Source organism: Microbacterium phyllosphaerae (assembly GCF_017876435.1).
In the GTDB taxonomy this organism is placed as follows: Bacteria; Actinomycetota; Actinomycetes; order Actinomycetales; family Microbacteriaceae; genus Microbacterium; species Microbacterium phyllosphaerae.
On sequence record NZ_JAGIOA010000001.1, the window covers coordinates 2,290,472 to 2,304,930 of the forward strand.

A 14,459-nucleotide genomic window follows, 5' to 3' on the forward strand; every position below is an offset into this window, starting at 1 on the left:
GCTACCGACGCACGGCGGGTAGCGAGCAGACGGTACCGGCGCGCCGCGCGTCACTCGACACGGAAGAGCCTCATGGAGGTGCCGGGGATGGGCAGGATGTCTCCGGGGGCGAATGTCTCCCCGCCCGCGTCGGGGCGCTCGTCTGCGCTGGACCAGAGCGACACGAATCGCGTCGCATCCTCGAGTTCCTCGGGCAGTCGCACATCGATCGGCGACTCCGTGCCGTGCACGATCAGGAGGATGCGGTTCGCGGCCTCACGATCCGGAGTCGACGCGGCGACGTACTGGAGCGTGCGGTTGCCGGGGTCGGTCCACTGGTCGCTCTCCATCGTCTCGCCGTTCTGGTCGAACCAGTCCATGACTGAGGCATTCGGGATGTGCTCGCCCAGGCGTGCGTACTTGCTCGGACGCAACGCGGGGTTCTCGGAGCGGAGCTCGATCAGCCTGCTGACGTGGGCACGCAGATCCTCCTGCCAGGGTTCCGGGTCCCAGCCGAGCCAGGTCATCGCCGAATCCTGCGCATACGCGTTGTTGTTCCCCCGCTGCGTGCGCCCGACCTCGTCACCGGCGGTGAGCATGGGGATGCCGGCGGACAGCAGCAGGGTGCCCAGCAGATTGCGCATGGCTTTGCGTCGGGCCGCGAGGATCGCGGGGTCGTCCGTGGGCCCCTCGATCCCGTGGTTGAAGGCGCGGTTCATGTCGGCACCGTCGCGGTTGTGCTCCCCGTTGGCCTCGTTGTGCTTGACGTCGTACGAGACGAGGTCGTTGAGGGTGAAGCCGTCGTGCGCCGTCACGAAGTTGATGCTCGCGAGCGGTCCGCGCTCATCCGCGAAGGTGTTCGACGAACCGGCGAGGCGTGTGGCGAAGCCGCCGATGCCGACCGGGGCCGAGGCCCTGCGCGCGTAGTCGATGTCGCTCAACCAGAAGTTGCGCACACGGTCGCGGTATCGGTCGTTCCACTCCAGCCAGCCCTGGGGGAAGTTGCCGGTCTGCCAGCCACCCATGCCGACGTCCCAGGGCTCGGCGATGAGCTTCGTGTCCTTGAGGATGGGGTCGTTCGCGATCGCCGTCAGCAGTGGATGCTCGGGCGTGTAGGTGTGCGACGCGTCGCGCGCGATGGCGGCCGCCAGGTCGAACCGGAAGCCGTCGATCTGCATCTCCTGCGCCCAGTAGCGCAGCGAGTCGAGCACGAGACGGGCACCGGCATCCGTCGAGGTGTCGAGCGTGTTGCCGCAACCGGTGGTGTCGATGTACGCGCCCGAGGAATCCTGTCGGTAGTAGCCCGCGTTGTCGATGCCACGCAGGCTCGAGCGAGGGCCTCCGAGACCCTCCTCCGACGTGTGGTTGTAGACGACGTCGAGGATGACCTCGAGACCGGCCTCGTGCAGCAGGCGCACCATGCCTTTGAACTCGGCGAGCACCGCTTCCGGACCGCCCTTGCGGGCATCCTCGGTCGCATACGCGTTGTGCGGGGTGAAGAAGTTGAGGGTGTTGTAGCCCCAATAGTTGGTGAGGCCGCGCTCGAGCAGGCGAGGCTCGGGCACGAACGCGTGGACGGGGAGAAGCTCGATCGAGGTGATGCCGAGCCCGTGGAAGTACTCGATCATCGCCGGGTGCGCGAGGCCGGCGTAGGTTCCGTGCAGCGCGGGTGGGATGTCGGGCTGTCGCTTGGTGAGACCCTTCAGATGTCCCTCGTAGATGACTGTGCGATCGAGCGGGATACGCGGCTTCACGGAGTCGCCCCAGTCGAAGCCGTCGACGATGACGACGGATCGCCACTCCTCGTACCCGTCACCCTGGGCGAGGCCGCGCGCGTACGGGTCGAGCAGGAGCGTCTCGGGATTGAAGGTGTTGCCGGGGCCGTGGGGTCCGCCGACTCGGATCGCATAGCGGGTGCCGGGCTGCAGCAACTCGGTCGTGACCTCCCAGACGCCGCCGGGGAGTCGCTCGAGGTCGACCTGATCGGTCACCCAGTCGAGGTCGGTGGCGTCGAAGACGACGAGTTCGATCGACGACGCGTTCTGCGACCAGACGCGGAGGGTTCCGACGCCGTCGTGAAGGCGAACGCCGAGGTTGTCGAGTGCAGTACCGCCGGGCACGGTGATGTCTCGGATCGCGGGCATGAATACACCATAGGGGGCTGCGCTCGGGTCTCAGGACCGCATGCACTCAGTTCCATGTGCGCTCCCGACCGTGAAAATGGGGGAGAGTTGAGGGATGCAGCACTATCTCGATCACGCCGCCACGACCCCGCTGCGCCCGGAGGCGCGCGAAGCATGGCTGGCCGCGAGCGAGACCGTGGGTAATGCGTCGTCGACGCACGGCGCGGGGCAGGACGCCCGACGTCTCCTCGAGGACTCCCGGGAGCGCGCCGCAGCGGTGCTCGGATGCGATCCCATCGAGGTGGTCTTCACCTCCGGCGGGACGGAGTCGATCAATCTCGCGCTGCAGGGGCTCTGGCACGCGCGCCGAGCGGGTACCGAAGCGATCGTGATGCCGGATGCCGAGCATCACGCGACCATGGACACGGTGGAGGCACTTGTCGCCGAGGGTGCGGTGCTGCGCGCTGTACCGGTATTTCGCACGGCGGCGATCGACGTGGACGCGTTCGCCGCGCAACTTCCCGGGTCAGCCCTGGCGACTGCGCTCATCGCCAACAACGAGGCGGGAACGATCAACGATGCCCAGGCGCTGGCGTCGTCGGCCGCTGTCGCCCAGGTGCCGATGCACTTCGATGCCGTGTCGGCGCTCGGTCATGTTCCCCTGTCGTTCCGTGCTCTGAGGGGTGACGCTGCGGATGCCGTTGGGCTGGTCGCGATGAGCGTCGCCGGCCATAAGATCGGTGCCCCCGTCGGCGTCGGCGCCCTCGTCACCTCGCGCACCGCGAAACTCGCCGCGATCCTGCGCGGGGGCGCGCAGCAACGCGGCCTCCGCGCGGGAACCCAGGACGTCGCGGGCGCCGCCGCGTTCGCCGTGGCCCTGGAACTGGCCGAGGTCGAGCGTCAGGCCGAGAGCACCCGGCTGAGTGCGATGCGCGACCGTCTGATCGAGGGCATCCTCGCTCGTGTCCCGACGGCTGAGGTCCTGGGGGACCCCGTCGAGAGGCTTCCGGGGAACGCGCACGTCCTGTTCCCCGGAGCGGTGGGGGAGAGCCTGCTCTTCCTGCTCGACATGGCGGGGATCGCGGCCTCGACAGGATCAGCATGCCAGGCGGGCGTGGCGGAGCCTTCGCACGTCGTGATGGCCATGGGACGCAGCGAGCAGGACGCGCGCAGCGTGCTTCGGTTCTCTCTCGGCCGCACGTCGACGGATGCGGACGTCGATGCGGTGGTCGCATCGATCGCCGACGCGTACTCTCGCGCATCCGGCTCCGGCTCAGCCACACGCTCGTAGACTGGGATCATGAGGATTCTTGCGGCCATGAGCGGTGGGGTGGACTCCGCCGTCGCGGCCGCCCGTGCGGTCGATGCCGGTCATGACGTCGTCGGCGTGCACCTCGCGCTGTCCCGTGCGGGGGGAACCCTGCGCACCGGTAGCCGGGGATGCTGCACGATCGAGGACGCGCTCGACGCCCGGCGTGCGGCGGATCTGCTCGGCATCCCCTTCTACGTCTGGGACTTCTCCGAGCGGTTCCGCGAAGACGTGATCGCCGATTTCGTCTCGGAGTACCAGGCGGGGCGCACCCCGAATCCCTGCATGCGCTGCAACGAGAAGATCAAGTTCGCCGCCCTCCTCGAGCGTGCGATCGAGCTCGGCTTCGACGCGGTGTGCACAGGGCACTACGCCACCCTGATCCCGACGGATGCGGGCCTGGAGCTGCACCGCGCCGCCGACAATGCGAAGGACCAGTCGTATGTGCTCGGCGTATTGACCGCCGAGCAGCTCGCCCACACATACTTCCCACTCGGTACGACACCCTCGAAGGCCGTCGTGCGGGCGGAGGCGGCGGAGCGCGGGTTGACCGTCGCCCAGAAGCCCGACAGCCACGACATCTGCTTCATCCCCGACGGCGACACCCGTGGGTGGCTCGCAGAGAAGGTCGGCACGGCGACGGGCGAGATCCTCGACCGCACGGGTGAGGTCGTGGGGTCGCACGAGGGTGCGCATGCGTTCACGGTGGGTCAGCGCCGCGGCCTCAATCTCGGGGTTCCGGCCGCCGACGGCAAGCCGCGATTCGTCCTCGAAGTGCGACCCGTCTCGAACACGGTCGTGGTCGGCCCGAAGGAGGCGCTCGCGATCCGCGAGATCGCCGGCGAGCGGTTCAGCTGGGCGGGAGCCGCGCCCGTCGATTCGGAGTTCGACTGCGAGGTGCAGATCCGCGCTCACGCCGAGCCTGAGGTCGCTCGCGCCTTCGTCATATCCGAGGGCGTGCGCGTCGTCCCCGAGGAGCCGCTGAACGGCGTGGCACCGGGGCAGACGGCTGTCCTGTACGTCGGCACGCGCGTGCTCGGTCAGTTCACGATCGATCGCACGGTGTCGGCGGTTCCCGTCGACGCGTAGCGTCTGCCTCTGGATGTCGGTGGCCGCTCGTAGACTGGCGGGGTGCCGGAGAACATCTCGCTGGAAGACGCCCGTATCGAAGCCGACGGGCTGACCACTCGCATCCTCGAGGCGAAGGACGCGTACTACGGGCGCGACACCTCCGTCGTCGACGACTTCACGTACGACGGCTGGATGCACCGGCTCGAGGAGCTCGAGCGGCTGCACCCGGAGCTGCAGGGGCAGGACTCGCCCACGCAGATGGTCGGCGCGGCCGAGGCGACGGGGCTCGCGACCATCGAGCACGCCGAGCGCATGCTGAGCCTCGACAACGTGTTCTCGATCGACGAACTCCGCGAGTGGGCCGCGAAGACGCGAGCTGCTGCGGGGCGCGATGTCGACTGGCTCACCGAGCTCAAGATCGACGGACTCGCGATCAATCTGCGTTACGAGAACGGACGCCTGACGTCGGCGGCCACGCGAGGAGACGGCCGCGTCGGAGAGATCGTCACCGAGAACGCCCTGCGCCTGCCCGAGATCCCCCTCGAGCTCAGCGGCGACGGGCATCCTCCGATCGTCGAGGTCCGCGGTGAGGTGTTCATCCCCGTTGCCGCCTTCGAACGGCTGAATGCCGCTCAGGCGGCTTTCCGCGACCGGGCGTATGCCGATGCGCTGGCCCGATGGGAGGCTCGGGGTGGTGCGAAGAAGCCGTTCGACGAAGAGAAGGCGCGAACGGCGGCGGCCCGACGGTTCCCCTCATTCGCCAATCCGCGGAACGCCGCGAGCGGCGGTCTTCGTCAGCAGATCGACAAGAAGGACGGCCTCGAGCTCGAAGCGGGGATGCTGCGCATCGAGTCGCTGGCACTCTACGTGCACGGCATCGGCGCCTGGGAGAACCCGCCCGTGGCAGCGCAGAGCCAGGTGTACGACAGGCTGGCCGAGTGGGGGCTCCCCACGAGCCCGCACACGAAGGTCTGCACGAGCGTCGACGAGGTCGTGGCGTTCGTCGAGCACTTCGGTGAGCACCGCCACGACGTCGAGCACGAGCTCGACGGGATCGTGGTCAAGGTCGACGAGCTCTCGCTGCACGACGAGCTCGGCGCCACGAGCCGCGCGCCCCGCTGGGCGATCGCCTACAAGTACCCGCCCGAAGAGGTGCAGACGAAGCTCCTCGACATCGTCGTGTCGGTCGGGCGCACGGGGCGCGCCACGCCGTTCGCGGTGATGGCACCGGCTCAGGTCGCCGGGTCCGTCGTCAGGCAGGCGACGCTGCACAACAAGGATGTCGTGAAGGCGAAGGGCGTGCTGATCGGCGACACCGTCGTGCTGCGCAAAGCGGGCGACGTGATCCCCGAGGTCCTGGGCCCGGTCGTCGAGAAGCGCGACGGCACCGAACGGGAGTTCGTGATGCCGGTCGAATGTCCCGAGTGCGGCACACCGCTGCGTGCGATGAAGGAGGGCGACATCGATCTGCGCTGCCCGAACGCACGGTCATGCCCCGCGCAGGTGCGCGGGCGCGTCGAGCACATCGGATCCCGCGGCGCCCTCGATGTCGAGGCGCTGGGCGAGGTCACCGCAGCTGCCCTGACGCAGCCGACGTTCCCGGAGATCCCCCCTCTCGAGACCGAAGCCGGTCTGTTCGCGCTGACGCTCGACGAGCTCGTGCCCATCGAACTCTTCGTGCGCGATGCCGAGACGGGTCTGCCCAAGGAAGACGAGGACGGCCTCTCGAAGACCCGCGCGCCGTTCCGGCGCAATCCCACGGCGGCGGAGAAGAAGTCCGGGCTCGAAGGACCCCAGCCGTCGTCTCAGGCGCTCACGCTTCTGGCCGAGCTCGAGAAGGCCAAGACGAAGGACCTCTGGCGTCTTCTCGTCTCGTTGAACATCCGCCACGTCGGGCCCGTGGCCGCTCGCGCACTCGCGCAGTGGTTCGGTTCTCTCGACGCCATCCGCGCCGCCTCTCGAGACGAGCTCGCTGCGGTCGAGGGGGTGGGCGGCATCATCGCCGACTCTCTGCTCGCGTGGTTCGACGTCGACTGGCACCAGGAGATCGTGCGGCAGTGGACCGAGGCCGGCGTGCAGTGGGCGACGCCCGGCCACCCCGGACCGGGCGCCGCCGTCGTCGAAGGCGGTGTGCTCGACGGGCTCACCATAGTGGCGACGGGATCGCTCGACGGCTACACCCGTGACGGCGCTCAGGAGGCCATCATCAAGGCCGGCGGCAAAGCGGCATCGAGCGTCTCGAAGAAGACCGACTTCGTCGCCGCGGGGCCGGGTGCGGGCTCGAAGCTCGGCAAGGCGGAGGAACTCGGCATCCGGATCCTCGACGCCGCACAGTTCCACATCCTCGTCACCGAAGGGCCGGACGCGCTCGGGTGACGCGTGAAGGTCGCGATCATCATCCCGGGGCGCTGCCGAGTGACGGCCGGAGCCACGCTCGTGCTCATCTGACTAGGGAACCGCTTCTCGAGGTCGTCGAGCAGCTCACTCGCGAGTGAGTCGGCCACGGAACCGTGTGCTCAGGCCTCGGCGGTGCGCTGGAGCAGTGTCGGAGACCCGGCGTACTGCAGCCGTCGGTACAGCGATACCGCCCGTGCACTCGAGTGCACCGTGATCCGAAGGGCGCCGGCGTCTTCGGCGTGCCTGCTCGCCGCGTCGACGAGAGCGGTGCCGAGACCTTCACCGCGGTGCTCGGGAACCACGAAGACGCTCTGGATGTCCGCCGACAGGCGGGAGGTGGAACCGGGGCTCGGTACGCGGGGGAGCAGGGCGACCCAGGCGGCACCGATGATCACCCCGTCGTCGGTGCGGGCGACGAACGCCGAGTGGGTGTCGTGATGCGTCTCCCACCAGGACGAGAGGTCGCTCACGAACGAGTCGAAGGCCTCGTCATCCGCGGGGTGGTCGGATCGGTCTCTCCACCTGACGCGCGCCAGCCCCCGGATGTCCCGGGAGCCGGCGCGCTCGATGTGCACGTTCGTGCCTGTCAGTCCTTGTGGCGGGGCTTGCGGTACGGCTTCTCGCCTCGCTCGTCGTTGCGAGCCGGGCGCTCGTCCCGGTCGTATCGCGGGCGGTCGTCGCGGCGGTCGAACCCACCACGAGCGCCGTCACGAGGACCGTCGTTGCGACGGGCTCCCGGTCCGCGGTCCGGCTTGATCTCGATCAGACGGCCCGAGATGCGGGTGTCCTTGAGCTTGTCGAGCACCGACGAGTCGAGGTTCGCGGGCAGTTCGACGACGGTGAAGTCCGGGCGGATGTTGATGGCGCCGAAGTCGTCGCGACCGAGACCGCCCTCGTTCGCGAGGGCGCCGACGATCTGACGGGGCTCGACGCGGTGACGGCGTCCGACCTCGATACGGTACGGCTTGTAGTCGCCGCGCCCACGACGCTCGCGAGGCTCACGACTCTCACGACGATCGCCCTTGCTGTTCTCACGCGGCGGACGATTGTCGTACTCGACGGCCTTCGACAGCGGGTCATCGGCCGGGTCGAGCAGTAGAGGAGTGTCTCCCTGCGCGACGACAGCGAGAGCAGCAGCCACATTGGCCTCCGGCACATCGTGATTGCGCACGTAGTGGTCGATGACGTCGCGGAACTTCTCGATCCGCGCGGCATCGCCGAGAGCCGCCGTGATCGCGTCGTCGAACCTGGTGAGACGTGTGGTGTTCACGTCGTCCAGAGTCGGGAGCTGCATCTGCGTGGGCTGCTGACGCGTCGCCTTCTCGATGGACTTCAGCAGGTAGCGCTCACGCGGCGTGATGAAGCTGATCGCGTCACCGGTACGACCGGCACGGCCCGTGCGACCGATGCGGTGCACGTAGGACTCGGTGTCGGTCGGGATGTCGAAGTTGACGACGTGGCTGATGCGCTCGACGTCGAGACCACGGGCCGCGACGTCGGTCGCGACGAGGATGTCGAGCTTGCTCGCCTTCAGCTGGTTGACGCTGCGCTCTCGCTGCACCTGGGGGACGTCGCCGTTGATCGCGGCAGCGGAGTATCCGCGAGCGCGGAGCTTCTCGGCCAGCGTCTCGGTCTCGTTCTTCGTGCGGACGAACACGATCATGCCGTCGAAGTTCTCGACCTCGAGGATGCGGGTGAGCGCGTCGACCTTCTGCGCGTACGACACCACGAGATAGCGCTGCGTGATGTTCGTGCCGGTCGCGGTCTTCGACTTGATGCTGATCTCTTCGGGCTCGCGCAGGTACTTCTGCGCGAGGCGGCGGATCTGCGGAGGCATGGTCGCCGAGAACAGGGCGACCTGCTTCTCCTCGGGCGTCTGCGCGAGGATCTGCTCGACGTCCTCAGCGAAGCCCATCTTCAGCATCTCGTCGGCCTCGTCGAGCACCAGGTACTGCAGCTGCGACAGGTCGAGCGTGCCCTTGGCGAGGTGGTCCATGATGCGACCGGGGGTTCCGACGATCACATGCACGCCTCGGCGGAGCGCCGACAGCTGCACGCCGTAGCCCTGTCCGCCGTAGACGGGGAGGACGTGGACGCCCTTCATCTTCGAGGCGTACGACTCGAAAGCCTCGCAGACCTGTAGGGCGAGTTCGCGGGTGGGTGCGAGCACGAGGGCCTGCGGGGTCTTCTGCGATACATCGAGGCGCTCGAGGACGGGGAGCGCGAAGGCCGCGGTCTTTCCCGTTCCGGTCTGCGCCATGCCGACGACATCGCGACCCGAGAGGAGCGTCGGGATGGTCGCGGCCTGGATGGGGGAGGGGGTCTCGTAGCCGAGGTCCTTGATGGCCTTGAGGACGGGGCCGGTGATGCCGAGCTCCTCGAATCCAGGGGTCTCGGGGGCGTCGGTGGGCACAGCGTCTTCAGGAGTCACTGACCAAGGGTAGCGCTTCGCGGGATTCCGCGCCTGTGAGGGCGCCCTCAGGAGCCGGATGTGAGGGCGAGGAGCCTCTCTTTGACCTGACGGCGCAGCACCTTGCCGATCAGGGACTTGGGCAGCTCATCGACGATGAAGATACGGCGGGGCACCTTGTACGGGGTGAGGATGCTGCGCGCGTACTCGCGGATCGCCTCGACATCGACATCCGAATCGCCGTCGACGACGATCGCCGCGACGACCTCCTCGCCCGAGTGATCGCTGGGGAGCCCGACGACGGCGGCATCCGAGACCTGAGGATGCTGACGCAGTGCGCTCTCGACCTCGGTGGGCGCGACATTGAATCCACCCGTGATGATGAGCTCCTTGATGCGGTCGACGATGCGGATGAAGCCTGCGTCGTCGACTGTGACGATGTCGCCGGTGCGGAACCACCCATCCACGAAGACGGCCTCGGTCTCCTCCGGCTTGCCGTAGTACCCGGTGAACACCTGGGGCCCGCGTACGAGGAGTTCGCCGGCGGATCCTGAAGGCATATCGACGGTCGGATTCTCCGGATCGACCACGCGGCACTCGGTGCCGGGCAGCGGCAGCCCGACGGTTCCGGGCACGCGATTGTCCGCGACGGGGTTCGCCATCAGCACCGGCGAGCACTCGCTGAGTCCGTAGCCCTCGACGAGGAATCCGTGGGTCGCCGCCTCGAACGGGACGACGAGCTCGTGCGGCAGCGCCATCGCACCCGAGATCGCGACCTCGATGCCGTCGAGCGATACGCCCTTGGCATTCGCGGCCGCCAGCAGCCGGTCGGCGATCGGAGGCACCAGAGGCAGGAAGGTCGCGGGGTGCTTCTTCATCACATCGAGCACGAGGTCGGGGTCGAACTTCGGGAAGAGCACGAGTCGTGCGCCCATGGACATCGCGAAGGTCAGGCAGAGCGTCAGACCGTAGGCGTGGAACATCGGGAGCACCGCGTAGACGACGCATCCCTTGCCCCGCTGGATCGACGGCACCCAGGCCTGCGACTGTGCGGCGTTCGCCAGCAGGTTGTGGTGTGTCAGAGCTGCGCCCTTCGGCGTGCCCGTGGTGCCGGAGGTGTACTGGATGATGGCGAGGTCGTCGGTGGCTGGCTTCGGGTGCGATGCCGGGAGAGGCACGGACTGAACCAGCGAGTCCCAGGTGACCGTCCCACGCACCTTCTCCGTGAGGGCCGCGCGCGACTCTCGGGCCTTCGCGACCGGAAGTCGCAGCGCGACCCGCGTGAGGAACGGCATCGCGCGAGTGACATCCACCGAGATCAGGTTCGCCACCGAGAGGTCGGCTGGGAACTCCTGCACCGTCGAGACGACCTTGTTCCACACGATCGCATGCTTCGCACCATGGTCTTCGAACTGTTTGCGCAGCTCCCGCGGTGTGTAGAGCGGGTTGTGCTCGACGACGACAGCGCCGAGGCGCAGCACGGCGTAGAACGCCACGATGTGCTGTGGGCAGTTCGGAAGGACGATCGCAACCGGGTCGCCCGCCCGCACCCCGAGATCCCGCAGGCCCGAGGCGGCGCGGGCGATCGCTTCCTGCAGCTCCGAGTACGTCGTCTCGCGCCCGAAGAACTGCAGGGCGGGAGCGTCCGGGTAATCGCGAGCGGATGCGGCGACGATGTCGACCAGGGATCCGGTCACGGGGGAGAGGTCTTCCGGGACGCCTTCGGCGTAGCTGGCGACCCACGGACGAGGAGGCTGATACGAGCTCACCCGCCCAGCATAGGGCGGGCGTCGCCGGACTGCAGGGACTCGGCGGGCACGGCAACTAGACTCGGGGTGTGTCTGAAATCACCCCTGATCTTGTGCGCCATCTCGGCGTGCTCGCGCGCATCCAGCTCAACGACGACGAGGTGACGAGGCTCACGGGCCAGCTCGACGCCATCGTCGACAACATCGCCAAGGTGTCGGAGGTCGCAAGCCCCGACGTCGCCGCGACGAGTCATCCGATCCCGCTGAGCAACGTCTACCGCCCCGACGTGGTGGGCGAGACCCTCACGCATGAGCAGGTGCTCCAGAACGCGCCGGACCAGGCGGACGGCCGGTTCCGCGTCACCGCGATCCTGGGAGAAGAGCAGTGAGCGACATCATCCGCATGACCGCGGCGGAGCTTGCGGACAAGCTCGCCAGCCGCGAGATCTCGAGCGTCGAGGCGACTCGCGCTCACCTCGACCGGATCGCCGCCGTCGACGGCGACGTCCATGCCTTCCTGCACGTCAACGAGGGCGCGCTCGATGCCGCCGCGGCCGTCGACGCGCGGCGTGCGGCGGGCGAGCAGCTCGGACCGATCGCCGGCGTGCCCCTGGCGATCAAGGACGTGCTCGTCACGACCGACCAGCCGACCACGAGCGGTTCGCGGATCCTTGAGGGCTACCGCTCGCCGTACGACGCCACTGTCGTCGCCCGCTCGCGTGCAGCCGGACTGATCCCGCTCGGCAAGACCAACATGGACGAGTTCGCGATGGGGTCCTCCACCGAGCACTCCGCGTACGGCCCCACCCGCAACCCGTGGGATCTCGACCGGATCCCCGGCGGCTCGGGCGGCGGATCCGCGGCTGCGGTGGCCGCTTTCGAGGCACCCCTCGCTCTCGGTTCGGACACGGGTGGCTCGATCCGCCAGCCCGCTCATGTGACCGGCACGGTGGGCGTGAAGCCGACCTACGGCGGCGTGAGCCGCTACGGCGCGATCGCCCTCGCCTCGAGCCTCGACCAGGTCGGACCCGTGAGCCGCACGGTGCTCGACGCCGGTCTGCTGCACGACGCCATCGGCGGCCACGACCCGAAGGACTCCACGTCGCTGCGCGACGAGTGGCCCTCATTCGCGGACGCGGCTCGTGAGGGTGCCCGCGGAGACGTGCTCAAGGGGCTCAGGGTCGGCGTGATCCGCGAGCTGCCCGACAGCGGATTCCAGGCCGGTGTGGCGGAGTCGTTCCGCAGCGCACTCGCACTGATGGAGGCGCAGGGAGCGGAGATCGTCGAGATCGGCGCTCCGCACTTCGAATACGGTGTCGCCGCGTACTACCTGATCCTCCCCGCCGAGGCCTCCAGCAATCTGGCGAAGTTCGACTCGGTGCGCTTCGGCCTGCGCGTGACCCCCGACGGCAACCCGACGGTCGAGGATGTCATGTCGGCGACGCGTGACGCCGGCTTCGGCGACGAGGTCAAGCGCCGCATCATCCTCGGCACCTACGCGCTGTCGGCCGGATACTACGACGCCTACTACGGCAGCGCGCAGAAGGTCCGCACGCTCATCCAGCAGGACTTCGCCCAGGCGTTCGCCGAGGTGGACGTCATCGCGACGCCGTCGGCTCCGACGACCGCGTTCAAGATCGGCGAGAAGATCGACGACCCGCTGCAGATGTACCTCAACGACATCACGACTATCCCGGTGAACCTCGCCGGTGTTCCCGGCATCTCGATCCCGAGCGGCCTGGCCGCGGAAGACGGTCTTCCCGTCGGCATCCAGTTCATCGCACCGGCACGAGAGGACGCGCGACTCTACAAGGTCGGCGCCGCCGTCGAGACTCTGCTGGTCGACTCGTGGGGTGCGCCGCTCCTCACCCGTGCACCCCAGCTCGCAGGAGGGAACCGCTGATGGCCACCGCAAAGCTCATGGACTTCGACAAGGCTCTCGAGATGTTCGAGCCCGTCCTCGGGTTCGAGGTGCACGTCGAGCTCAACACGAACACGAAGATGTTCTCGGACGCGCCGAACCCGGCCAACGAGCTCTATCACGCGGCCGAACCGAACACGCTGATCGCGCCCGTCGACCTCGGTCTTCCGGGCTCGCTCCCCGTCGTCAACGAGACGGCGATCAGGTCGTCGATCAGCCTGGGGCTTGCGCTCGGCTGCTCGATCGCCCCGTCGAGCCGATTCGCGCGGAAGAACTACTTCTACCCCGATCTCGGCAAGAACTACCAGATCTCGCAGTTCGACGAGCCGATCGCCTTCGAAGGATCCGTCGAGGTCGAGCTCGAAGACGGCACGATCGTGCAGATCCCGATCGAGCGCGCGCACATGGAGGAGGATGCGGGCAAGCTCACCCACATGGGCGGCGCGACCGGTCGCATCCAGGGCGCGGAATACTCGCTCGTCGACTACAACCGTGCGGGCGTGCCGCTCGTCGAGATCGTCACGAAGACGATCTTCGGCACTGAGCATCGTGCCCCCGAGGTCGCCAAGGCCTACGTCGCGACGATCCGAGACATCGTGCGCAGCCTCGGGATCTCCGAGGCTCGCCTGGAGCGCGGAAACCTGCGTTGCGACGCCAACGTGTCGCTGCGTCCCCGTGGTCAGGAGAAGCTCGGTACCCGCACGGAGACGAAGAACGTCAACTCGATGCGGTCGGTCGAGCGAGCGGTCCGGTACGAGATCCAGCGTCAGGCACAGATCCTCGCCGACGGCGGGACGATCACACAGGAGACGCGGCACTGGCATGAGGACACCGGAACGACCTCGCCGGGTCGCCCGAAGTCGGACGCCGATGACTACCGCTACTTCCCCGAGCCCGATCTGGTTCCGGTCGAGCCGGCCCCCGAGCTGATCGAGGCGCTGCGCGCCGAGCTCCCGGAGCAGCCGGTCGCCCGCCGACGTCGTCTGATGGCCGAGTGGGGCTTCACCGACCTCGAGTTCCAGGACGTGCGCAACGGCGGTCTCCTCGACGTCGTCGTCGCGACCATCGAGGCGGGCGCCACTCCTGCCACCGCGCGCAAGTGGTGGACGGGTGAGATCACCCGCCTCGCCAACGCGCAGGAGAAGGACGCGACCGAGCTCGTATCGCCCGAGAACGTCGCCGCCCTGCAGAAGCTCGTGGATGCCGGAACCCTCACCGACAAGCTGGCTCGTCAGGTGCTCGAGGGCGTCATCGCGGGCGAAGGCACGCCGCAGGAAGTCGTCGACAGCCGCGGACTCGCCGTCGTCTCGGACGACGGTGCGCTGATCGCCGCGATCGACGAGGCCCTCGCTGCACAGCCCGACGTGCTCGCGAAGATCAAGGACGGCAAGGTCCAGGCGGCCGGCGCCGTCATCGGCGCCGTGATGAAGGCGATGAAGGCCCAGGCGGATGCCGCCAGGGTCCGCGAACTCGTCCTCGAGCGCGCTGCGCAGTGACCGCA

At 68.2% G+C, this 14,459-nt stretch carries 10 protein-coding genes; 6 read left to right on the top strand and 4 right to left on the bottom strand.

The genetic code is table 11. The annotated features are described in order from the left end of the window. Window positions 1-50: 50 nt before the first annotated feature. Complete coding sequence (gene glgX / locus JOF42_RS10705; RefSeq protein ID WP_210097841.1) at window positions 51-2,123, bottom strand: glycogen debranching protein GlgX; 2,073 nt, start codon at window positions 2,121-2,123, stop codon at window positions 51-53. Window positions 2,124-2,217: 94 nt separating this feature from the next. On the opposite strand from glgX, the gene JOF42_RS10710 reads away from it, so the two are divergent. From JOF42_RS10710 to ligA, 3 genes are read left to right on the top strand one after another with little or no spacing between them, the layout of a single operon-like run. Continuing rightward, on the top strand, window positions 2,218-3,393 hold the full coding sequence (locus JOF42_RS10710; protein WP_210097842.1) for a cysteine desulfurase family protein: 1,176 nt from the start codon (window positions 2,218-2,220) through the stop codon (window positions 3,391-3,393). A 9-nt stretch (window positions 3,394-3,402) separates the two neighbouring features. Then, window positions 3,403-4,500, top strand: coding sequence for a tRNA 2-thiouridine(34) synthase MnmA (gene mnmA, locus JOF42_RS10715; RefSeq protein WP_210097843.1), 1,098 nt, complete (start codon window positions 3,403-3,405; stop codon window positions 4,498-4,500). 42 nt (window positions 4,501-4,542) lie between these two features. After that, window positions 4,543-6,858, top strand: a complete 2,316-nt coding sequence (gene ligA / locus JOF42_RS10720; RefSeq protein WP_210097844.1) for an NAD-dependent DNA ligase LigA — start codon at window positions 4,543-4,545, stop codon at window positions 6,856-6,858. Between the two features lie 140 nt (window positions 6,859-6,998). On the opposite strand, the gene JOF42_RS10725 is transcribed toward ligA, so the two are convergent. From JOF42_RS10725 to JOF42_RS10735, 3 genes are read right to left on the bottom strand one after another with little or no spacing between them, the layout of a single operon-like run. Then, complete coding sequence (locus JOF42_RS10725; protein ID WP_307803584.1) at window positions 6,999-7,454, bottom strand: GNAT family N-acetyltransferase; 456 nt, start codon at window positions 7,452-7,454, stop codon at window positions 6,999-7,001. A gap of 11 nt (window positions 7,455-7,465) precedes the next feature. Next, window positions 7,466-9,310 carry a DEAD/DEAH box helicase gene (locus JOF42_RS10730; RefSeq protein ID WP_307803585.1) on the bottom strand — a complete coding sequence of 615 codons (1,845 nt, stop codon included), beginning with the start codon at window positions 9,308-9,310 and terminating at the stop codon, window positions 7,466-7,468. A 47-nt stretch (window positions 9,311-9,357) separates the two neighbouring features. Then, complete coding sequence (locus JOF42_RS10735) at window positions 9,358-11,058, bottom strand: long-chain-fatty-acid--CoA ligase (protein ID WP_210097846.1); 1,701 nt, start codon at window positions 11,056-11,058, stop codon at window positions 9,358-9,360. A gap of 68 nt (window positions 11,059-11,126) precedes the next feature. Here JOF42_RS10735 and gatC point away from each other — a divergent pair, with 68 nt between their 5' ends. Genes gatC through gatB form a run of 3 tightly spaced genes read left to right on the top strand, consistent with a single transcriptional unit; the run spans window position 11,127 to window position 14,454 of the window. Then, window positions 11,127-11,426 carry an Asp-tRNA(Asn)/Glu-tRNA(Gln) amidotransferase subunit GatC gene (gene gatC, locus JOF42_RS10740; RefSeq protein WP_042536743.1) on the top strand — a complete coding sequence of 100 codons (300 nt, stop codon included), beginning with the start codon at window positions 11,127-11,129 and terminating at the stop codon, window positions 11,424-11,426. Next, a complete protein-coding gene (gene gatA / locus JOF42_RS10745; RefSeq protein ID WP_210097847.1) occupies window positions 11,423-12,940 on the top strand; it encodes an Asp-tRNA(Asn)/Glu-tRNA(Gln) amidotransferase subunit GatA in 1,518 nt (505 codons plus the stop codon). Before gatC ends, gatA begins: the two co-directional genes overlap by 4 nt. Continuing rightward, window positions 12,940-14,454, top strand: coding sequence for an Asp-tRNA(Asn)/Glu-tRNA(Gln) amidotransferase subunit GatB (gene gatB / locus JOF42_RS10750; protein WP_210097848.1), 1,515 nt, complete (start codon window positions 12,940-12,942; stop codon window positions 14,452-14,454). The genes gatA and gatB overlap by 1 nt, the downstream gene beginning before the upstream one ends. Window positions 14,455-14,459 lie beyond the last annotated feature (5 nt).